A 21,882-nucleotide genomic window follows, 5' to 3' on the forward strand; every position below is an offset into this window, starting at 1 on the left:
CCGCTTCATCGAGGACCACCGCGACGCCTATCCGGTGCGGCTGATGTGGTCTCGCCGGCCGGCTATTATGCTTGGCGTGGGCGTCCGCAGAGCACTCGCGCGACCGCCAATGCGACGCTTCTTGCCGAGATTCGCCAGGTCCATCGCGCGAGCGGCCAGCGCTATGGCAGTCCCAGGGTCCACGCTGTCCTGCGAACGCAGGGACGTGGCGCCAGCCGAGGCCGGATCGAACGGCTGATGCAACGGCATGGCATTCGGGCGATCATGGCGCCGCCACGTCGGGTCCGCACCACCCACAGTCGTCACAATCTGCCGATCGCGCTGAACCTAATCGCGCGCGACTTCACCGCCGCAGCCCCCAACCGAGTCTGGCTTGCCGACATCACCTACATCCCGACCGCCGAGGGCTGGCTGTACCTGGCCGCCGTCATGGACCTCTTCAGCCGCAAGATCGGCGGTTGGGCGAGGCGCAATCACATGCGGGTCGAACTCGTTTCCTCCGCGCTGACGATGGCGATCCGCCAGCAGCGGCCCGGCGCCGGATTGATCCATCATTCCGATCGCGGCGCCCAGGGCGGATTCAAACGGTCGCCGCAACACTCCGAGGTTGGAGGTTGCGATGAGCATTCGAAAGCGGCGATCGGCACGATCAGGACGAGCGCCATTGCCATCGCCAGGGCGGCCGTCTGCTGCAGGGCGCGATGAACAGAATAGATTCTGCCGGACGATCGCCAGGGGTCTGAGCAGCGAGGAGGCTGCGCTCGAAGCCGGAGTGTCGCAATCTGTCGGAACCAGATGGTTCCGAAAGGCGGGCGGCATGCCACCAGCGATGTTCAGATCTTCGGCCACGCCGCTCTCTTGGCGGTACTCTCTCATTGGTGAGCGCGAGGAGATCGCACTCCTCAAGGTGCAGGGCCATTCCATCCAGGAGATTGGGCGCCGCCTCGGGCGGTCTGCCTCGACAATCTCCCGTGAACTGCGGCGCAATGCGGCCACCCGCAGCGGCGGGTTGGAGTACCGGGCGACGACTGCCCAGTGGCATGCAGATCGATCGGCCCGTCGTCCGAAGCTGACCAAGCTTGCGCTCAACACCACCTTGCGCACTTATGTGGAAGAGTGACTTGCCGGTGTCGTCGTGGCTCCGAGCGGCACTCCCGTTCCTGGTCCCGCCGTTCCGTGGAAGGGCCGCCGGCATGGGCCGCGCAAGGATCGGCGATGGGCCAAGGCCTGGAGCTCTGAGCAGATTGCCCGACGCCTGCCGATCGACTTCCCGGACGACAAGACGATGCGCATCAGCCACGAAGCTATCTATCAAGCCCTCTTCGTTCAGGGCCGTGGGGCGCTACGCCGCGAGCTGACGGCCTGCTTGCGAACAGGGCGCGTGTTGCGGATGCCGAAACCGCGCGTACGCAGGCGAGGCAAAGGCTTTGTCTCGCCGGAGATCATGATCAGTGAGCGCCCCGCTGAAGCGGCCGATCGAGCTGTGCCGGGACACTGGGAGGGAGATCTTATCCTCGGTCTTGGCAGCTCGGCAATCGGCACGCTGGTTGAGCGCACGACGCGCTTCACGATGCTCTTGCAGCTTCCACGGTTGGCGGGGCATGGCGAAGCTCCGCGCGCGAAGAATGGGCCCGCCCTCGCGGGACATGGGGCCGAAGCCGTGCGCGACGCGATCACGCGCACCATCATCACTTTGCCCGAAGAGCTGCGCCGCTCGCTAACCTGGGATCAGGGAGCCGAAATGGCTCAGCACGATCGTCTCAAGATCGATGCGGGTATCCAGGTCTACTTCTGCGACCCGGAAAAGCCCTTGGCAGCGTGGCACTAACGAGAACACCAACGGTTTGTTGCGGCAGTACTTCCCGAAAGGCACAGACCTGAGCATCCACAGCGCCGACGAGATATCCGCTGTGGCAGCGGCCCTCAATGCCCGACCGAGAAAGACACTGGGTTGGAAAACGCCCGCGGAGGCGCTTGACGACTTGCTGTCATGAGTGAAAATAACTGGTGTCGCTACGACCGTTTGAATCCGCCCAATACGCCTCACAGGACTATCGCGCGATCCTCTCGGCTGCCGGAATCACCGCATCGATGAGCCGCAAAGCCAACTGCTACGACAATGTCCCTATAGAGAGCTTCTTCCACACCCTGAAGACCGAACTCGTCCATCGTCGCCAATATGAGACCCGAGCCGAGGCTCAATGCGATATCTTCGCCTTCATCGAGGGCTTCTACAATTGAACCCGGCTCCATTCCGCCATCGGGTATACCGCACCGATCGAGATGGAGCTAAACGCAGCTTAATCCACTTTTTGGGGGAAGATCAATTCCACCAACAGAGCAGCGACTGGCACACGCTGGCGCGGAGAGTGGGCTCATAGAATCCGCGCTGAGAGCTTTTGACTCGCAAGGTGCTGACGACTTCCCCACTTCGGCGGGTTTTTCATTTGCGCCCACCTGAGCCGCAACGCCCTCTGAACCTCGTTGCTGTATACGCGATCGCGGCGCATCATCGCTTCACTTCAAGCGACAGCTTCAGACCCTTTCAACAGAGGGACGCATCTTCCGCTGCCGCTACACGTGCGCCTATCGGAAGGAGTTGAAGCTGATCTTACAATCATGCGGGACCCGACTGCTACTGTGGACCGCTTCTGCGCATTCAAATCGATCGCCAGCAAAGCTGGAGGCGAACGGCACAAGCGGGTTTCCGATGCCTGCATGCTGCTCGTCATACGAGAGATGCGGGACATAGTTTTGGAGCGCCAGGGGAGATTGAGCGCCGGGCGTCGGGTGCGCGGCGCGTCCCTCGATAGACAGACATCCGCATCATCGTCGAATGACGAAATGTATAACAAGATCGACGAAGAGCGCGGTTGCGCTCAAGGTAATAGGGTGACGTTCAAACCGGCGTCCTTGCCATGCAAATTCCCGAAGGCCAATGCCCTGCACCAAAACGGCTTTCTTGATTCTGAGCTCCGTGCGATGCTCGCGAGACAAAATGCTCTCAGCATCCGGCGAGCTGGAAGCGGCGAGCCATCATGAGCACGACAAGATGAGTACGACAACCATTACGCGACAAGTTGTCCTAGAAAAAAAGAACTACCTATCGGATGAGATATGGAATAAGCTACCAATTTCGTCGTAGGGCAGCATCAGTGACCTTCGACTCCGGCAGGCAACGATAGTGCTCTGACTGCGCGAGCGTACTTACCTTCGGAAATACGTTCGCAGATACATTGGCGGGCACGCCATTTTTGGCGAGAAGTGAACTAGGTCGGGCTGCTGAAATACGTCGTCATGTTCTGGAAGGCGAGAGTCGAGCTGCTAGGTGTCTTCTCGACCGGCATACTCTCGGACGATGGCCGCGTGCTGAGCCCAGTCGGACCGCCAACCAACATCTTGTTTCGTGCGGTTCAATTCGGGCAGGCCCGCATCGAGGTGACAAGGGGAGATCCATGGCAAGCGACCCCGCAGCGGCACGAGATCGCAATTGTTGTCGCCGTCTGAGGCCGCATCGAAGACCGCCCCGTGAAGAAAGTCTGAGCGGGACGTCTGGTCGACAGTTAGCACGGCTAGAAAACGGTGGCGAAATCGACGGCTTGAAGAACTTAAAAAATACCGCGGCCTTATTTGTTCCTCTACTCCCCACACTCGACCGATCCCGCCGACCCGCGTGCATTTCATGCTTCCAAGGCCATTACAGAACCGTGGCATGCTCAATTGAGCCTCGAGGAGATTTCACATGCCAATCGGAGACAATCTGTCGCCCCAATCTGAGAGATCCTTTCTCAATCTCTTTGAGCCGCCGCCACAGTTAATTGAACCCGCCGTCCGCGCCTGCCGCCTATTCAACACGGCGCTGGATATCGTTTTTTACGATGTAGCGACATTGGCCGCGCAGCTCGCCGAAAAAGACGCGCCCGCGCGAGCTCGTCAGGAGAAAACTCCCTCCCGCATCGTCCAACTCGATGCACTCAGTGACCCCGAAGGCTCGCTTCTGCTCATCGACGCTAATACCGCACCCTACGTGCACAGATACACGAATGTGGAGCTGTTCTTGACCTCGCCTCACCCGGAAACGCGCACTGTCGACATCGCTACAATCACGGGGGTCGGAAGCTCGGCGCTTGGCAGCGCCGCGCTGGCGTGGGACATCTCGATCGTACTGAGAAAACCTGTGCTTGCCATCGTCCCGGGATATGGCATGGCTGACGTCATTCTGCAGGCGCTAGGGGGCTGGTTCGGCTTCGGCCTTTACGACTATCTGCATGCAAAGAGCTTGATCCAGAACGCTCTTGCCAATACCGCGCCCCGGACAGCGAGCATAGGCCGCCAACTGCCCGCGTCCACGCCGAATGCGAAGACCCTGCACGGCGCGCCAGTTTTTCGCCACGGCTCCGGCTCCTCAGACGTTCTTCACGCCCTCCTCTTTCATCGTGACGCGCCGTTCAAGCTTCTGGTTGGACACAGCAAGGGCGCCCTGCAGATCGGCAATGCAATCAGATCCCTTCCGCCTGACCGAACACACGAACTCCAAGTCGTAACGCTCGGCTGCCCGATTTCGACGGATGTCGAAGGCGTCAGCTACTATCAATACCTTGGACTTTTCGACGCCCTGGGACAGCTCAACATGTGGGGACACAGGCCGAACCAATGGCCACCGACCTGGCACAGCACGAATCCCAACTTGCCACCTGCGATGGCGGCGGGGAAATACGTGGCGGATGCGTTTTCGGCCTGACGCCTGCTCCGCCCGCGCCTGCTCCTGGTTTCTTCCTGCGGTGCACGCCCACGTCGCGACCTCGATACCGCCTCGACCCGCGACCGTCTCGATCCTTTCCAAGGCGTTGGCATGACGCAGTTGCATGCTCGGGTCCCTTGTGGTCCCAATGATCATGCCGGGAACTAAACCAACTATTAACACCGACGCCCCGCAGCACGAATAAGAATGCGGGAGGCTTTTGCCTTCTTTTTTCATCGTCATCCAGCAGTCCGTCTTGGGACGGCGTCTTCGCTGGCTTGGCACGTACTGAAGGAGAAGTCGCGGAGCGTTGCACATTTACAACCCGCACTGCCGTTCTTGGTAGTAAGCTGGTTGACCGGAATGACGAAAACATATTTCGTTTTTACTTCGAATGATCAGCGGGGCGAAAAGTGTTTGATGTCTATCGCAATGGCAAACGTGACTTGCTCGTTCTAAGCACAGGCTCCGCGATACCCGGGCCTTGCTCTGCAAATAAGTGGCGCAAGAGCAGAAAGAGAATTCTCAAAGTAAGCGACGAGATTAGGTCGACCGTTCAGCGACAGGGGTATTACACCCGTAGCTTGCGGTTCACGAAAAAGAGAGTGATTTAGTGCGATCGCCTCGGAGTGGCTTTTGCACTCCACGGCATCACTACCACGCAGCCGCTATGCTCTCCCTTTCCGGCGGTCAACTTGCAGCCGGCGCCCGGCCATTCCCGAGCAAACCTTTGCCGAATTTCGATGGCGCTTCTCGACGCAGCTTGCATATTACGATACCGGCTACTCGCAACCCCATAACTGTTTGTCAATCGCTTTGGCCTAAAGTCTTGGACAAGGACATTCTACAGGAGGTGTGCGCATGGTCGTGATGGCCAGGCCCATCCGAGTTGGCCTGTCCGGATGTTCTCGCGTGCCGTTGTATTTTTCGTCATTTTTCTTCTTCGATCACTTTCGGCACAGCACGTCACAATGGCCGGCCCGCAATAGAGATTTGCGATTATGTCGTCAGTGCTCACATTTCGACATCAACACAAGGCGAAGTCTCAGAGAAACTCCTCGCGCCAAAGACTGTCTGACATTTTGGCGAACATCGCCGCTCTGTTATCGCAGGTTCAAGCGCTCGAAATTCAAACAACAGACGACATCCGTCAGGCCATCTTCCTTCTTGAACTCGCGAATGGCTGCATCCGATTGATTGTGGGACAGACAAGACTGAATGAAAGAACCAGAACGACCTTACTGGCCCAGTCAGCGAGGATCGATTCGCTCATTGCAGAGACGCGCAGGGAGGCGGCGGGTCTATTTGAACATACTGATTTAAAATTGGGCGCTGCGGATGATGGAAGACAATCGAAAGGCGCACCGCGTTCGGTTTGAACACAAGCGTACGGTCAGCATCATGGTATTGATGGGACGTGGCGGCGAAGCTGCATTCTCATCGACGCCTCCGCAAGCGGAGCCAAGCTTGAGGTCGAGGGCTCAACGGAGCCCCTCAAAGCACAGGAATTTTTCTTGCTGCTGTCCTCCACGGGTCTGGCATTTCGGCGCTGCGAATTAATTTGGGTGGATGGGTCTCACGTCGGGGTTCAGTTCGTCACTACAAAAAAAGGGTAAGGCGAACGCCGAGAAGCGTCTCGTCAGTTCACAAGGAGGTAAGTTTGGATTTCCCCATGATCGCTCAGGCGGCTGACAGAGTTGTTGTCGGCAACCGCTTTAAGATGAGCCAGCTTGGGGTCATTTCCCCGAGTTAGCCGACAAACCAGGTACTGTCGACATAGTGTTCGCACCACCGGCATAACTGTGCTGTTCGACGGTGCTGCCAGACACACTGTCTTAGACCGAACCTACATAGCTCCTATATCGGAGTAAGGGTCGTCGGCGAACCGTCTCCGACTTTTGCAAGTCACGCGCCCAGCAGCAGGAGCTTGGACGATTGGTCAGGCTCGCCCGGCAAGGCGTTGGCGCATCGAAGATCGCTGCCGAACTCAGCCGCCACGCCGGCTCGATGAGGCGTATGGCACAAGCAATGGGAATACTGGTGAAGAAGTAACGCACTGCGACGACTCTTCGCGGTCCGCCTTGCCCGGCGCATTTGTCCTTGCAAGCTTGCGACGCCACCGCGCGGACACTGGTGTTCGGTAGGTAGGTCAGTATTCTTCTAAGCTCGCCGGAATCGGAAGCTCGGGATGGAAGAAGCGTCCCGCGCGAAACATTTGTTGCATTTCGATTCAAGCGCATCACGCTAGAGTTGGTCGCAATTGAGCGGCCGATAGCTGCCCACAAAACGGCGGCGCACCGAACCCGCCGTTATTTGAACTGGCAGCGTCAATGCCATCGGCCGGCACTTAGAGCGGAAATTCCTGAGTGTGATTGGCTCGCCCACTGAGTGGGGGTTCTGAGCTTCGATTGATACTTGGTCATGCGAACTATTGTGCTCTCCCTATTCATCATCACCTCTGCGCCCTCCACCTATGCGGCGGCGCTACCAAGGAGGGCAACTACGACTACACCGCTTGCTGGTCCGGCGTTAACACGGGCGTTCAAGAGAAGGAGAGCATCACTCGTTTTGCGCATCTGGTGTGCGCTCAGCCCTCACTCCGTGTTTCTGCATCCCAATAGCAACAGGCGTGCCATCTCGGAAAGCACGCATCAAGCGCCTGACTACGCTTTGAAAACTCCAAGGCGCCACAAACACAGCCGGTGTTTTGAACGTTGAAGGGCCACGAGGCCGCGCGAGAGTCAGGACAAGGTCGACCGGGATCGTCTTCATTTATGAGACCTGGGCATCGACCAACATGGCGCGAACACATGGTCGCTGCAGGCGCGGCGAACGCCTGCGGGCCAGCATCGCTCACGGCCACTGTAAAACGACAACCTGCGTAGCCGCTCTCGCCACACATGGCATCATCGGTCCTTGGGTGCTCGATGGCCCCATCAACCGCGACGTTTTTGAGTGTCAATTGGCACTGGAATGGGACCCCCATCGGCGTCCAAAAGGGCCCCTCTGATCAGCGTGCTCTGCTGGTAGCGCTCACGTCGTCGGAGCTGGTCGGAGTTGCGGAGACGGCGCGAGCGCGGATGGCAAGACGATCGCCTAGAGGGATTGGATAATCGACGTCGTTGGTGGCTTCAGCGTGATTGAAGCTGGGATCATGGTCCTTATACAGACGCCTCAGGCGCGCCGTGACTTTGTCGTCGACCGGGTGTTTGCCATTGGCAACCAGGCCCAAGAGCAGCTTGGCCTACTTGCGTGCGACGTCTGGTGTCCAAGGGCACCGTGAGGACCGATGGTGACGAAGCGGTGCCGACCGAACGCTGGGTACTTGAGAACGTATGTCGCTTTGTCGCGTTGACGTTTACGGCGGGAAACGGCACGCCTTGATCATCCGTAGTAGCGATACCGGATACGGTTGATGACGAAGACCAAAGGCATGTCCAAAGCCTGGACGCGTCCATGCTGTTGGGCAGTAGCTTCTTGGGTAGCGCGTTGTTCGCGGGCGTTACGGTGCCTACACCCAATCGGCCGCAGCGCAAGATTACCATGGTGTTGAAGGCGGTCGACTCTCCCTTCGTCGTTGGGTGCACACAAGACGGCATCACCTCGTTGCGTTATCGTAACGATGCGTATGACACGGATTATGTCCTGCCTGGAGCCGTGCTGGGGGCGGCTCACGCTAGAGTTCGGCGTGCCGGATCCGAGTGGCATACGCTTCGAACCGGCGTTGATGCAACGAAGCCGATGCATAGCGCGGCCCTTGAACTAGCAGCCCGCGATGCCGGCGTCCTTCTCACGACCCGCCTCGCAGTCGACGAGGCTGGATTGACGTGGGAGATCATGCTGCGGAACGACGGCATGGCGAGGGTGGAGGTTGGCGACCTCTATTTGCCCATGCCGATGAACACCGAATTTCCGGCAGGGCAACCGGTATCGGTGGCTGTCTTGAAGCACAGCTTCGTCTCGGGGCATGGATCGCACATCTTCTGGATTCGCGGCAACAGCATTGGTCCCTTCCTCATGCTCTTACCGGAAGCGGACACGTCACTGGAATATTGGGATGTCCACAAGGATTCTCCCGAAGCCAGTGGGACGTGGTGCGCCTACATCTTGGGCGGGGCGGCCGCCGGCGAGGCAGTGGCTGGCGGGACTCGCTGGCGACAGCCGACCCATTCCCTGTCCCTGTCGCCGGCCGAGCAACGGCGTTACCGCCTCCGCTTCCAGTGGGTTGCCGATTACGGGGCGGCGCGCAGGGCTATCGCGGACGCCGGTCTGGTGGACGTGGAAGTAATACCGGGCATGACGGTTCCCAACGACCTGCATGTCGACATCGCGCTCGCGTCCTCCATTCCGGTGGAGCGAATCGAAGCGGAATTTACCCGCGACACGGTGGTGCAACGGTTGCCGGATCGGGCTGGCAGGCGACTGTGGCGGGTCCGGTTTTCGCGATTGGGCGAGAACCGGCTGACCCTGCACCAGCCGGGTGCGCGCCAGACCTTTCTTGAATTCTTCGCTACCGAGCCCGTCGAGACGATGATGAAGAAGCGCGCAGCCTTCATCGTGAAGCGGCAGCATTGTGACCGGTCCAAATGGTACGACGGTTTGTTTGGCGAGTGGAACATGGAGACGCAGGTCCTGCTTGGCCCGGACAATTACGACCGGATCAAGGGCTGGCGCATCTACGAGGTGACGTGCGACGATCCCGGGCTGAGCAAGCCCGCTTACCTCGCAATCAAGAATGCCGAGCATCCTGATGCGGCGGAAGTGGCGGCGCTGGACCGGTATATCGATACGTTCGTCTGGGGCGGGCTGCAACGTAGCACACAGGAGGCATACGCCTACGGCCTCTACGGCATACCCGATTGGAAGCAGAACCGGGAAAGCAGCGATCCCGGCCCAAAGGGCCGCTTGCATATCTGGCGGCCTTATGACTATCCGCACATCTTCGCGATGTATTTGGCCATGCACCGCATCGCGCGTGACCATCCCGCGATACCCACCCGCCAGAGCGCACGAGATTATTTGGTACGCGCCTACGGTACAGCGCTGGCCATGTTCACGGTGCCGATGCGCGTGGTGATGTGGTCTGCCTATCACACCGGCTGCACCAACGAATGTGTGATCCCCGAACTGGTTTCGGCGCTTACGACGGCGGGCTTGACGCGCGAGGCAGCGACCTTGGAGGCGCACTGGGCGCGTAAGGTGCGCGCCTTCGTCGATCCAAAGGCGGACCTGTTCAAATCGGAATATCCGTTCGATTCCACAGCCTTCGAATCAACGCAGGCACTGGCGCGCTCGGCCCTTGACGACCCTGTCGCCATGGGTGTTTCGAAGACGGCAGCGCGTGCCTTCGCGGAGCGTCAGATCGCTGCAAATCTGTTCTGCCGTGGCTGGCTGGAACCTGCTTATTACTACCTGGGCAGCGATTATCGCCGCACTGCGGGCGACGCCTATACGCTGACTTACATGGCGCAGATGGGCGGCTGGGCGCTGCTTGATCATGCGCTGAACGATGCAGACGACCCGCATCCGCTCCTTCGTCTCGGCTATGCGTCACAACTCAGCGCGTGGGCTTTGCTGAACAGCGGCCCTGCGTCGGCCGGTCATGGCTATTGGTATCCGGGCGAGGAAAATGACGGCGCGGCCGGTGGCGGCTTCGAGCCGGCGCCGAGCGGGACCACGTGGCTCGGTCAGCCGCATCACCGTGGAACGTGGTATTACTCGTGCGAGATCGACCTGGGATTTTGTGGGGCGGTCCGCGCTGCTGCGACGATCGTTGCCGACGATCCCATCTTTGGGCAGGTTTGTCACGGTGGCATCATGGAGACCTTCGCTCACACCCTACATATCTGGCCACGTGATGGCGTGCGGCGACGGCTCAACGTGCGGCTCCAGTCTCTCCGATTGGACTTGGTGCTGCTTGACGCCCGATTCCGGGCGGATAGACCGATCATTCTGAATTTGGGGGAGGGGTGGATCAGCCTTACGCCTGAGCCATTTGCCCCATCTGCATCGGGAGTGACGTTCGAATTGCGGTACGGTGAGGGGAGAAAGCGCAAGGAAGTCGTCGACATCACGGACAGCCAGATCGTCGTCCGCTTGCCTGCGGCGCGCTTACCGCGGGTTCAGCTTCACTAGATGTTTAGTCCCGGGCTTTGATACTGCATCCCTATCGCACGATTCGAAGGAAGCGCTATGGGACAAATTTTACACGGCTGCGCCACCACGACGGAGGCGGTCCGTCGAGCAATACAAAATAGTTAAGAGAGCTTAAGAGCGCTGGCTAAGCGCTACGGGATCAATCCCAAGACGGTCGCCAAGTGGAAGAGGCGCGGCTCCGTCAGTGATCTGAAGGCAGGACCCAAGGAGCCTAAGTCTACCTCTCTATCGGTGGAGGACGAAGCCATCATCGTGGCCTTTCGCAAGCAACGCTGTTGCCGCTCGACGACTGTCTCTACGCTCTTCAGGCCACGATCCCGCATCTGACCCGCTCATCGCTTCATCGATGTCTTCAGCGCCACAGCATCTCGCGGCTGCCGGACGTGGAAGATGGCAAAGGCATCAAACGCAAGTTCAAGAGCTATCCAATCGGCTACTTCCAGATCGACATAGCTGAGGTCCGCACCGCCGAAGGCCGGCTCTATTGCCTGGTCGCCATCGATCGCACCTCGAAGTTCGCCTACACAGAGTTGCACGAGAAAGCTACCAGGCGCGTCGCCGCCGAATTCTTGCAGAATCTCATCAAGGCCCTGCCTTATAAGGTTGAACCGTCCTCACGGACAGTGGCACTCACTTCACCCGGCGACAGTTGGACCGCAGCTGACATCAAGGAGAAGATCGAGCGGAAGGAGCTCTTCTGGGCGCATGCTTTTGTCGTGGCCTGCGCCCGCAACGATATCGAACATCGCCTCACCAAGCCCAAACATCCCTGGACTAACGGTCAGGTCGAGCGCATGAACCGAACGATCAAGGACGCCACTGTCAAGCGTTTCCACTACGAGATTCACGCCGAGCTCCGCAGCCACCTCTCAGACTTCGTCAACGCCTACAACTTCGCCAAGCGACTCAAAAACCCTCAAATGGCCTCACACCGTCGATCGACGTAGCAGCGATGTCAGCTTTCATCCTGATTTCGGCGCGGAGGAGCGAGACCCGCATGGGTTCACTGGAAACCATGCCGGCTCAAACCATGCCGGCTCATGGTCCGTCTGCTTCCGCTGACGCACGAGCGCGGCTGCGGGGTGCCAACTCGCCGATCAGGCGGCCGCCGATCTGAACGTCGGCCAACTGACCGATTTCGGACAGCTGCGCGCACACTTTGTGGCCGCTCTTGCCCTTTGTCGCGGCTCATGGTCCAGCTTACTCGGCCCGCGATCCGCGCCCCCTCATCGGCAGCATATCGTCCAGCGCCTGATCGATATCATCGCAGATGACCGTTTTGCCGCCATCGCGCGCGATGGACGATTGCGCGATGCGACGCATGAACTCCTTGATGAAGGCGGCGCTGAGGCCCTCGCTCTGTCGCACGGCTTCATTGACAAAGGACTCAGTGAGTGGCAGGCGTTTGCCATAGAGCCGCACCAGCTTGTCGCGGCCATGAGCATCAGGTAAAGGCACCTCGATGACCTGGTCGATCCGGCCAGGCCGCGCCGCGAGCGCACCCTCGAGCTCTTCCAGTCGGTTGGTGGTAAGTAAGAACAGGATGTCGGCGTCCTCCTTCAACCCATCCATCTCATTGAGAAGCTTGTTGAGCAGCACTTCTTCGCGCGTGTCTCGCATCTCATTGCGGTCGCGCGCGATCAGATCGACGTCCTCGATCACCACCAATACCGGCTGCAACAGCCGCGCGAGGTTCATATAGACACCGAGCGAACCGACCTCCTCGGCTGCCATTATTAGAGTGGTCTGATCAGCCAGGTTAGTTGCGAGGTATCGGATCGTGTGGGTCTTGCCGGTGCCTGGCGGGCCATAAAGCAAGATGCCCTTGCGTGTCGATTGGCCGAGCCGGCGCAGCGCATCGCGCATTCCGACAAAGCTCAATACATTTCCATCCAGCAGTTTGAGCACCTTTTCCGGCAGGATCACGTCCGCGCGGTCTACACGGGGCCAACGATGGACCGTAAGGCCGCGCGAACGGCCGCTGTAATTCGGATCGCTTTCGAGGGACAGGATCTTGCCACGGTACGATCCGCCGGATTGTACCGCTCTCTCGAGTTCAACGAAGCAGTGCTGCGCGAAAGACTCGCCGGCCCCGCCGACGGGCACCGCGATCTCAATGAGCATCATCTCCTCTGGGTCTGTCCCGCATTGTTGAATGGGCTCGCGGTAATAGGACAGCACGACAGCGTAACGGAACTCGTTCGTCTCGCACAGCCACAGCCCGTTGTGCAGGCATTTGACTGGGGTCGCCTCGCCGATGTCGATCTCGTGGTATTGTGGCGACACCACCAAGATGGGATCGTCTCCGGCGCGCCGGAGCTGCGCAAATGACAGCTTCTCCAAAGTCCATCGCTGCTGCAGGCCAAAGAAGCGGACCGGCGAAGCGAACAGCTTGTCAATTGCGATCTGGATGTCCGCGCGCATGTGGCCGGGAAATTGTCGCACCATAGTCACGAGGCTGTTCGGCGGGATTTCGGCGAAATGCCAGGCAAGCGCGTCTCGGGCCCATTCGAACTGGATTTCGGTCGGATCTGGTGCCTCGGTTTCTCCAGCAGGCTCGGAGGTGATTTGCAACGTTTGTCCTTCAGCTCGGATTCGTTCCTGCGCCGCATCGAAGAGCGCCTTTGCAACTGATGCTGGAAAGGGGCCGCACTCCACCTTGTTCTGCCGTTTGATCAACTCGGAAAGGACGCAGGCATCGCGCTCATTCCTGCCGAACACCTTCCGAAATAGATCCACCACGAAACGGCGCGGCGTCTCACCGGCATCTTGAAAAACCAGCTGTACAGACTCGGGCACAGTGTAAACTTGATGATCCATCCGAAGCTCCTAGTATGAGTGAAAGGGTTGTCGTTGGACTTACTTCGCTTGATGCGCTCGGTTCGTCGTAGGGTGGTTTCGATGAACTTGCGCTTTGACGTGCAGGCGCTATTCAGCCGCATGGACTGCCAGAGGACTCATTGGCGGCTCACCGTGCGCCCCAGCGAGGCCAGCGTCGATTGGCCCGAATGGCGCAATCGATTCGGATAGCCGAGTAAGGACACGCAGGACCCGGCGGACCAAACGCACAATCGCGTCGTGGACCCGGGCGACGGCATGTTTGGCCTTTGTCAGTATCCTCACAATTGTGCTCTCTCCTACAGTCCTCGAAAAGACGCACCCGTGTTGGTGTAATTGGCGAATGATGTCACTGCCTGTCATCAAGCCTCTCTCGTTTCCGGATCTTTCAGCAAATTGCATGCCGGTCGCGAAAGCGACTCTCAAACTGTTCTTTGCTGGAGAATCGGTACCTGCCCAGGAGCATGAGCTTCGCTTCTTGAAGCTCGCGAATTGCTAGATTAGGGAGCCGGAAATTCACGCGCATCGCGGTTCTGCCGATGGCACTAGCCACACTCCGGCCTGACTTTTCGCAACCGACAGCCCCCTTTTGGATAAGCGCTAGCGATAGGCCCCGCCGCGCCAGGATTCGGCCGAACTGGCGCTAACAACCGCGCCGCCGATCACCACGGTGTCCGCTGACTTGGGCTGCGCCTCATCACTGCTGATGTCATGGATAATTGGGGGGGCGTGGGCTCTCGGCAATCAAGAAGAGCTAGCAATATCGGCGACGCGGTACCGCATAATGCACCGACAGCTGCGGCATTTTGGTACTTTGTGCCGAACATCGCCGGCATTCGGGAGTTGCGCTGAAGAGGCACGGCCATCCCTCGCCAACGCAGTCCGAGGCGAGTGAATCACAAATTAACTTTGCAAGGAATCCCGTTCCAAAGGCCCGATTTCCAGCAAATCAAGCCAAGGCAATATCCCACTTCCAGATTCTAAATCAACGACTTGGAAGTTCTTCACGGACGACTGATTCGCTTCTGGCAGAAAAGACAGTTGCCATCCGCCTGCTCAGGCTCTTGCTGACCTGCGTCTTGATCGCAGCGATGCCGGTCTCGATCTCCTCGAAGACGAAGGCCTGCTGTGCATCGTCGCCGTTCGCCGAGCTTTTCCGATCACCGGCCGAACCGGGCGCCGTCGAAGGCCTTCAGGATCTGCGTCAGCCGCTCGATCCGGTCGTATACCCAAACGCAATTAAAGCTTTGCCAAGGACCATATATGCGGTCAGCGCGTGGATTTCGAGTCTGCACCTAATTTATGGTAAGTGTCGAATGTCTTTCGACCGATTCCGTAGGCGACGTGGTTTCCCTCGTTAAGGCTTTCGACGATGTCCCCTGTCCGACGCATTAGGATCTCTCTTGTCTTGCCTTCGTCCTTTTCGAACTGATCTGAAAGAAACTCTCGAGCGTCTAGTCTGGCTCCTTGCTCGATCGATTTCAGGACGTACTGTTTGACGGCTTCGTAGATTTCCGCACGTCGCTTGTACTCCAACTCCGCTTCTTCACGATCTCTTCCGACATAAGCATCGTAACGACTCGCGGATGCCGCATAGCCCTCCGCATACGCTTCAGCGATTAGATCGTGACGGCCCAGTTCATAGAATGTGAGCAGGCCTTTAGTGTACTTGGTCTTGTCGACGCTCATAAATGACAAGGGCGCCAGGCCTGCCTTGAGCAGTGGTACGTTGCAGATGACGCGTCCAGTGCGCTTGTTCACATCCTCGAAGTACTGGAGGTAGCTAATCATCGCCATAAGAAAGAGGCTTCGCTCAAAGGGATCGTCAATGAGGGCCTGCTTCTGCACGATGAGGGTGAGTTGATCTTCGAGGATTTGCGGAATCGCCAAGGGCGTGTAGGCGGAATTGCCGAGTCCGACGATCCGCCTTCTCACCGTTCCGCGCGGCGCTGGATCGATAAGGCCACGAGAAAGCAAAGAGTGGACGTTTCTTATTTCACGAACATCCAATTCAATGTCAGCGATGTTGTCGACGAGGTAGGTAATCGCCTCTTTATGATTGAGGATCATCTGAGTTTCATCGACGGCCTTTCCTTCAGCGGCTTGGCCGTACTCGATGAGTACTTGCGTATCTAAGTATGAGTAGGTGTTTCCTTCCAGGCTGGACGAAGCGTAGGACAGATCGACAAGGAGTTTTTGCGCGATAGCGCGCGAATAGGTACTCGCTTCAGGCCTCGCTCCCCCGCCAGCAGCTAAGAGTTGCTGCGAAACTTCAGGATCCAACCAGCGCGTTTGATTTGGGACATAGTCTTCGAGGATGGACCGATTGTAGCTGACGGCCTTTCGGCGCTCCGGCGGAATGCTGAAATATTGATTGTAGTTGTCCGCCTTGTATCGGGTATTTCGCCCCTTTCCTTCGACCAGCACATGTCGATCTGCCTGAAGGGCAGATAAGCGCCTGGAAAGGGTTGGCTGGCTTATCGATATTCCCTTCCGCTCCATGGCGGCGAGAATTCCGGAAGCAGTATCTGCTCCGGCTTCGATGGCATCAAGAATGGCCTTGTCTGTCTCGTCTAGAGTCATGGCGCGAATTGAACGCTGAATTGATTGGAGTTGGGCTCAGGCCCTTTTCGAAAGAGGCACAAGAGCTAAAGCAGCGTTTGAATAGATATGCGAATAGAAGGTTGAAGATCAATCCAGCCAAACCACTGAAACTTATTTATTTTCTATTTCAGACCTCAGAGGTCAAAGGTTCTCGAAGGGAGTCGTGCATAGAAAGATCGAATTGCTTAACATCGGATTTTTGCCCTCCGAATAGAAAGCTGAATAGAAAAAGGCTCCTTCTAAGGGCTTTCATCCCCGTGAGGTAAAGGTGCTCCTCCCGGAGTTCGGGAACACGCCTTGGTTGCTAAGGCAGTGTAAACCAACTTGCTCCCTGGAGGACAGCCCCTACTGCCGGGTTTCCGGCTGGCCCAGCCTGCCCTCCGGAAGGCCTCCGGAAGAGGGGCCAAGGCAGCGGCGTCTCGCTCGAGTTTAGCGTCCCGCACCCTCGCATTCCTGTCGAGTTGAGATGAACGTCGCTACGACCACGCCCCTGATTGTCACGACGCAAACTCCGACCTCCGTCCTGTAACCATGGACTTGGGCCAGTCTCACGAGCTCGCCCAGCCGCCTGGCTTTGGATTCCACGTCCGAAAGGTTCGATCCGACATCCAACACCGATCTCGCCGCCAAATCGTTGGTCCTCGCTTGCACCGAAAGAATATCGATAATCTTCGAGGTTTCGAGCCTCGACCTTTCGATGAGATCGGAGCCGATCCTGCTCCTTCCACCGGAATCGGAAAGGCTGGAGGCCTTCGACTTGGCCTCCGCGACCATCCCGTCCTCTAGCGGGGAAATCACCGGATCGCTCCTGCCTTCGCGCAGACTTTGGATACGGTCGAAGAGCATAGATCCGTATCCCCGGATCCCGCTCAAGGCACTTTTCAAAGTCGCACCCAATTTCGTGTCGAGCAAAGCCGATGCTCTCCTTCGGAGCTCAGATCTCGCATCCGACGACGACACCACTCCCTTGAGGAAGTCGTCGACGAATTCGACCGCGGCCGCTCTTATGCCGTCACTCAGGAAATCGTCGCTCATCGCCTTCAATATTTCATCGATCACCTTCCCGGAGACGGTTTCCTTCACTAACTCGGATATTGCCGGTTCGATGAGCTCGGGGACCTTCGCAACGTCGAGCGCAGTCGAGAGCATCTCTCGGAACGCACGCTGGTGAGACGAGCCGTCCCGTGGTCGTTCGAGGTCTTCCCCGCGAGAGGCCCCTCCCCTCGGTGCCGCTCCCCGAGATTCCTCTAGAGCGGATCCGAGCTCGGCCAGTTTGGACGAACTTGCCGCAGGCGGGGTGTTCAACGCGTCCGACTGACCGCGCACGACCTTGGTTGCGTTGGCGGCCGTTCTCCTCGCCATGCGCTCGTTCAGCCGCTCGTCGGAATTCAGGACCCTGGCCTTGAGTTCGGTGTCCCAAATCCCCGAACCGGTGGGCGGGGGGGAGGGCGGCGGACGCGGTCCCGGAGGAGCGCCTGCGGGTCGCGGACCACCCCAATCCCCCGGGGGCGGCGAAGTCCGGAAAAGGTGGTCGTCCTGCAGGGTCGCCTTGTCCAGCATGACCTTCGCGAACTGTATAGACGCGCGGGCAACGGCTCGTTTGTATGAATTGTCTATAGCATCGTGGGCGGACCGAAGTTCGACCCGCAGAGCGTTTAAACCGCTAGGCGCAGAACCATAGAAGGAGAACAGCAGGACCGCAACGAAGAAGGCGCCGACGACGTCTATACCTTTCGATGTCATCTTCGAAAGTCGAGCTACCCTCGAGGAGAGAAGTGGGAAGAAGATCAGGTTGAAACCAAGAACGAATATGATTGCAAGGCGCGCCTTCAGAGTGAAGGATTCCACGCGCTCAATTATGTGTCCAGCCTCGAGGCTGTCGTACCAAGCAGATACGGTGCTCAGCCGCGGTGAGAACTCCGTCAGGAAAAGATAGAAGCCGATCTGCAGCAACAGAAAACATGTCGAAACGGCGCCCGTGACCATGCAGTAGGTGGCGAGTTTCGAACCGACCTCAGCGAGGACCGCGTTGCCGCTGTGCCTTCGGCAGAATGCGCGGATCGCAAACACGGAGATAGCCGAGACGATCAAAACCCCCAACGGCAATAATCCGACGAAAGAAAAACCCGCAACAAACGCAAGCCAAGCGGGGATCAGGATCACTGGAAGAACGAACAGCTGCGAGAATTCACGCAGACGAGTCGAAATGCTCAAATTCGTCCCCTCCGCTCGGCAGGCAGCAAACAATTACAGTTCAACTTCTGCCGGTGACTCAATGCAACCGCTTCCTATCTAAAGCGAATTCCATCCAGCAAGCTCAGCCGGCAGCATTGCGCAATTCTGTGCGGACCTTGTCTCGAAGACTAAGCTAAGGACAGCCTCCACGCGGCCGCAAAAATTCGATACCTTTGTAGCGACGCGACCGCTTTGATGAGTGTGCGCGCGGACAGGTAAAAAGAGCTCTTGAACGCAACGAGTTATTGATAACGCGAGGGGCCGCCAGCAATCCTTCAAGATGTCCCTATAAATTGTAGCACACCGAAGCGGATTTTTGGAGGGTATTGCGGGTCCGACATCGCCCAGCTCCAATTTATTCCGTACGGAACGGACGCTGGTTAGATGTGTCACTCACCTACAGATCTCGACGAAGCAGCGCATTTGGGAGTGCCGACAAGCGACCAGCGGTCGTTCGGTGCCATCGGCACTGTCATCGGCGTCCGAGTCCCGATCGCCTGCTTGCGACCGCCACGGCGACGCACCGCGAGCCTCTCTTCCCGGTAGAGCCGGAACAGCTTCTTGTGATTGATTAGGTATCCCTCCCGCTTGAGCAGTGCATGCAGGCGTCGATAGCCGAACCGGCGGCGCTCCTGGGGGGATCGCTCGCATGCGCTGGCGAAGACCGGCATCGTCCGACCTGGTCGTCCGGTATCTCATGCTCATGCGGCAGCTGCCGATGGTTTTACACGCCCGCCGTTCGCTCATCCCGTGGGCATCCATGAGATGGGCGACAGCTTTCCGCCTCCTCGCGGGCGTCACCATTTCTTTCCCAGCAAGTCCTTCAGCGCGACATTGTCGAGCATGGCATCCGCCAGCAGCCGCTTCAGCCGCGTGTTCTCATCCTCCAGCGCCTTCAGCCGCTTAGCCTCCGACACCTCCATACCGCCGAACTTCGCCCTCCATTTGTAGATGCTGGCGTCGCTGACGCCATGCTTGCGGCACAGGTCGGCAACCGAAACGCCGGCCTCGTGCTCCTTCAAAATCCCGATGATCTGCTCTTCCGAAAAGCGGCTGCGCTTCATGCTCTGGTCCTTGTCGTGGGCCAGAACGAACTTCAAACGGGATTAAGCCGGTGGGGCAAGGTCACCGACGTGAGCTGCCACCGAGGACGAGCTGGAGGCGGAACAGGCCGTGGCCAAGACGACGGCGGTGCGGGGGTTTACCCGCAAGCGTGCCGAGCGCCAGACCTTCCCCGAGCACCTTCCGCGGGAGCGGGTGGTGATCGATGGGCCTACAGCTTGTGAATGCTGCGGCAGCAATCGCCTTCGCAAGCTTGGCGAGGACGTGACGCTGACGCTGGAAGTGGTGCCGCGCTGACCTGCCACTGAATTTTCATCCAGCAGCAGTTAGAGTCTCGGGGTTTTTGCAGCGAGACCGAACTTTGGACCATCCAGAATTAGAGTTTTTCGCCGTGATCACGTTGGCGGGCTGGATGCGCCGACGTGGTTTTGCAGTAAAATCGGCGGTCTGTTGCCGATCGCGCCATGGGGCCGTTCTTCGTTGTAGTATCTGCGCCAAGTCTCCACTTTTTCTTGGGCGTCCGCAAAGCTGAGGAACCAGTGCGTGTTGAGGCATTCGGCCCGGAAGCGGCCGTTGAAGGCTTCGATGAACGCGTTGTCCGTTGGCTTGCCGGGCCTGGAGAAGTCCAGCGTGACACCGCGCTGGTAGGCCCATAGGTCCAGATCGCGCGACACGAACTCGCTGCCTTGATCGACGCGGATCGTTGCCGGGAATCCCACTTCCTTGCAGGCCCTTTCCAGGATCGCCACGACGTCGCTGCCGCGGAAGGTGAACCGTGGCTGCAGCACCGGTGAGAAGCGGGAGAAGATATCGACGATCGTGAGCACGCGCAGCTTATGCCCCGTCGCCAACTGATCGCGGACGAACTGACTGCGGCCCCGGCTACGGCCGAGAAGACCGATCAACCCGCACGCCGCCTCAAGGACTTTCAGTGGAGCTTCAAAATGAACGCCTTCTGGGCGCCCGAAAACTTCGAGCCTTCATCGTTCTTCGCTCCACCCGGCCGGGAAATTGCGAAAAACTCTAACCAAAAATGGTCCAGTTCGCCGGCTGCCTCAGATCACGTCGGTGAGCTATTTAAGGCTCTTGATAACGAGCGTGCCAGGACTTTGCGGTTTTCTGGAGTGTTCATCATCGTCGCGTGATTGCCTGGAATCGGTGTGGTATCAATGGCCGCTGCACTCAAAACCCTGTCCCAGCCTCGCATCGGCGAGCTCATCTCTGGAGCTATTGAGCTCTTGTCTTGTCGTGCGCGACAACTTACGGAAGAATCTGTCGCGTAAAACTGATGTACCTCAATTGGCAGCGACGGAGCCCGATATAGCTGCAACGCCCTTTGAAACTGCTCAATTCTCTCGTACATCAAAGCATCATTGTGATCCGGAGGTATAGCTCCTATTTGATGAGCCTTCTCAAGTAGTTGAGCAATTGAACTGTGCCGTGCAAAGCGCTTTAATAGTTTAAAGTGCTCGTCCTCAAGGGGTTCAAGAGTTTCCAGCACCACTTCGCATACCATCTGGGTGGGCGTCATGCCGGCTGGCTTTGCGGGTAGCGTAACATCAATGAACGCCATAAATGAGATAGTTTCATTGAGGCTCAGTAAGTGCTCGGCTATGGCGTAAGCCAATATTCCGCCTGATGAGTATCCAGCAAATCGATATGGACCCCGGGACCGTATCTCCCTGATCGCCGGAATGACTTGCGAGGCTATCGCTTCAAGAGTTGGTGAACAAACTTCACTGAAAAAAGGCCACGGTAGACCATAGATTGGACAGTCCGCGTCCATTTCCTCCACCAAGTTGAGGATATAGGAACAATCTCCTAAGCCTGTGGGAACAAAGAACAGCGGCGGCTGCGATCCGGTTGCGCGAACACAAATCACTCCCGGACTACTGGGCTGTGGCTCCAAATGAACCTTCAATGCAAGCTCCTTCAGAACAGGAGCTTGGAAGAGATCGGCGGCGGTAAATTTGAACCCGGCATCGAGCGCTCGACTGAGAAGCCGAACCGCTAGCAGTGAGTGCCCGCCCAGTTCGAAGAAGTCGTCGTGGCGTCCGACCCGCTCCACACCGAGGAGCTCGGCCCAGATCTGTGCCAGCGTGATCTCGATCTCGCCTTGCGGCGCCTCATAGGCGGCGCGCGCATACGCCTCATCGTCCGGCGCAGCCAGCGCCTTGCGGTCCAGCTTGCCGTTCAGCGTCAGCGGCAGCGCCGCCAGCCGCACGAACGCCGATGGCACCATGTAC

At 58.3% G+C, this 21,882-nt stretch carries 10 protein-coding genes and 8 pseudogenes; 11 read left to right on the forward strand and 7 right to left on the reverse strand.

Annotation, left to right across the window (positions count from 1 at the left end; all coding sequences use genetic code 11):
• Window positions 1-45: 45 nt before the first annotated feature.
• From P6U29_RS34820 to P6U29_RS34865, 10 genes and pseudogenes are all read left to right on the forward strand, one after another.
• Window positions 46-705 (forward strand): IS3 family transposase, encoded by a 660-nt coding sequence (locus P6U29_RS34820; RefSeq protein WP_407114725.1) that lies wholly within the window; start codon window positions 46-48, stop codon window positions 703-705.
• Window positions 620-1,994: pseudogene (locus P6U29_RS34825) on the forward strand (IS30 family transposase). The gene P6U29_RS34820 and the pseudogene P6U29_RS34825 overlap by 86 nt, the downstream one beginning before the upstream one ends.
• Window positions 1,995-2,034: 40 nt before the next feature.
• A pseudogene (locus P6U29_RS34830) lies at window positions 2,035-2,304 on the forward strand (IS3 family transposase); the annotation flags it as partial.
• Between the two features lie 1,438 nt (window positions 2,305-3,742).
• Complete coding sequence (locus P6U29_RS34835) at window positions 3,743-4,741, forward strand: hypothetical protein (RefSeq protein ID WP_407114726.1); 999 nt, start codon at window positions 3,743-3,745, stop codon at window positions 4,739-4,741.
• 413 nt (window positions 4,742-5,154) lie between these two features.
• Entirely contained in the window at window positions 5,155-5,355 is a 201-nt protein-coding gene (locus P6U29_RS34840) for a hypothetical protein (RefSeq protein WP_407114727.1), read from the forward strand.
• 468 nt (window positions 5,356-5,823) lie between these two features.
• A complete protein-coding gene (locus P6U29_RS34845) occupies window positions 5,824-6,120 on the forward strand; it encodes a hypothetical protein (protein ID WP_407114728.1) in 297 nt (98 codons plus the stop codon).
• 60 nt (window positions 6,121-6,180) lie between these two features.
• Window positions 6,181-6,357, forward strand: a complete 177-nt coding sequence (locus P6U29_RS34850; RefSeq protein WP_407119501.1) for a PilZ domain-containing protein — start codon at window positions 6,181-6,183, stop codon at window positions 6,355-6,357.
• Between the two features lie 1,139 nt (window positions 6,358-7,496).
• Window positions 7,497-7,697: pseudogene (locus tag P6U29_RS34855) on the forward strand (IS630 family transposase); the annotation flags it as partial.
• A gap of 500 nt (window positions 7,698-8,197) precedes the next feature.
• Complete coding sequence (locus P6U29_RS34860) at window positions 8,198-10,876, forward strand: DUF5695 domain-containing protein (protein ID WP_407114729.1); 2,679 nt, start codon at window positions 8,198-8,200, stop codon at window positions 10,874-10,876.
• 57 nt (window positions 10,877-10,933) lie between these two features.
• Window positions 10,934-11,808, forward strand: a pseudogene (locus P6U29_RS34865) (IS481 family transposase); the annotation flags it as partial.
• Between the two features lie 289 nt (window positions 11,809-12,097).
• On the opposite strand, the gene P6U29_RS34870 reads toward P6U29_RS34865, so the two are convergent.
• The 5 genes and pseudogenes from P6U29_RS34870 to P6U29_RS34890 all read right to left on the reverse strand — a co-directional run.
• Window positions 12,098-13,717: an AAA family ATPase gene (locus P6U29_RS34870; protein WP_407114730.1), complete on the reverse strand. Its 1,620-nt coding sequence runs from the start codon at window positions 13,715-13,717 to the stop codon at window positions 12,098-12,100.
• 1,081 nt (window positions 13,718-14,798) lie between these two features.
• Window positions 14,799-14,958: pseudogene (locus tag P6U29_RS34875) on the reverse strand (IS66 family transposase); the annotation flags it as partial.
• 46 nt (window positions 14,959-15,004) lie between these two features.
• Window positions 15,005-16,318 carry a Fic family protein gene (locus P6U29_RS34880; protein WP_407114731.1) on the reverse strand — a complete coding sequence of 438 codons (1,314 nt, stop codon included), beginning with the start codon at window positions 16,316-16,318 and terminating at the stop codon, window positions 15,005-15,007.
• A 450-nt stretch (window positions 16,319-16,768) separates the two neighbouring features.
• On the reverse strand, window positions 16,769-18,439 hold the full coding sequence (locus P6U29_RS34885; protein WP_407114732.1) for a hypothetical protein: 1,671 nt from the start codon (window positions 18,437-18,439) through the stop codon (window positions 16,769-16,771).
• A gap of 572 nt (window positions 18,440-19,011) precedes the next feature.
• Window positions 19,012-19,638, reverse strand: a pseudogene (locus tag P6U29_RS34890) (transposase); the annotation flags it as partial.
• A gap of 76 nt (window positions 19,639-19,714) precedes the next feature.
• Between P6U29_RS34890 and P6U29_RS34895 the strand changes: the two are divergent.
• Window positions 19,715-19,930: pseudogene (locus tag P6U29_RS34895) on the forward strand (IS66 family transposase); the annotation flags it as partial.
• 101 nt (window positions 19,931-20,031) lie between these two features.
• Here P6U29_RS34895 and P6U29_RS34900 read toward each other — a convergent pair.
• Together P6U29_RS34900 and P6U29_RS34905 are read right to left on the reverse strand one after the other, a co-directional pair.
• Window positions 20,032-20,502, reverse strand: a pseudogene (locus tag P6U29_RS34900) (integrase core domain-containing protein); the annotation flags it as partial.
• A 194-nt stretch (window positions 20,503-20,696) separates the two neighbouring features.
• Window positions 20,697-21,875 carry a thioesterase domain-containing protein gene (locus tag P6U29_RS34905; protein WP_407114733.1) on the reverse strand — a complete coding sequence of 393 codons (1,179 nt, stop codon included), beginning with the start codon at window positions 21,873-21,875 and terminating at the stop codon, window positions 20,697-20,699.
• Between the last annotated feature and the right edge of the window lie 7 nt (window positions 21,876-21,882).

It is taken from the genome of Bradyrhizobium sp. LMG 9283 (assembly GCF_045571415.1).
In the GTDB taxonomy this organism is placed as follows: Bacteria; Pseudomonadota; Alphaproteobacteria; order Rhizobiales; family Xanthobacteraceae; genus Bradyrhizobium.

Excerpts from the sequence above, each read along its gene's own strand:
- P6U29_RS34870 (WP_407114730.1), bottom strand. The coding sequence starts at position 13,717 with ATGGATCATCAAGTTTACACTGTGCCCGAGTCTGTACAGCTGGTTTTT.
- P6U29_RS34835 (WP_407114726.1), top strand. The coding sequence starts at position 3,743 with ATGCCAATCGGAGACAATCTGTCGCCCCAATCTGAGAGATCCTTTCTC.
- P6U29_RS34880 (WP_407114731.1), bottom strand. The coding sequence starts at position 16,318 with ATGACTCTAGACGAGACAGACAAGGCCATTCTTGATGCCATCGAAGCC.
- P6U29_RS34860 (WP_407114729.1), top strand. The coding sequence starts at position 8,198 with ATGCTGTTGGGCAGTAGCTTCTTGGGTAGCGCGTTGTTCGCGGGCGTT.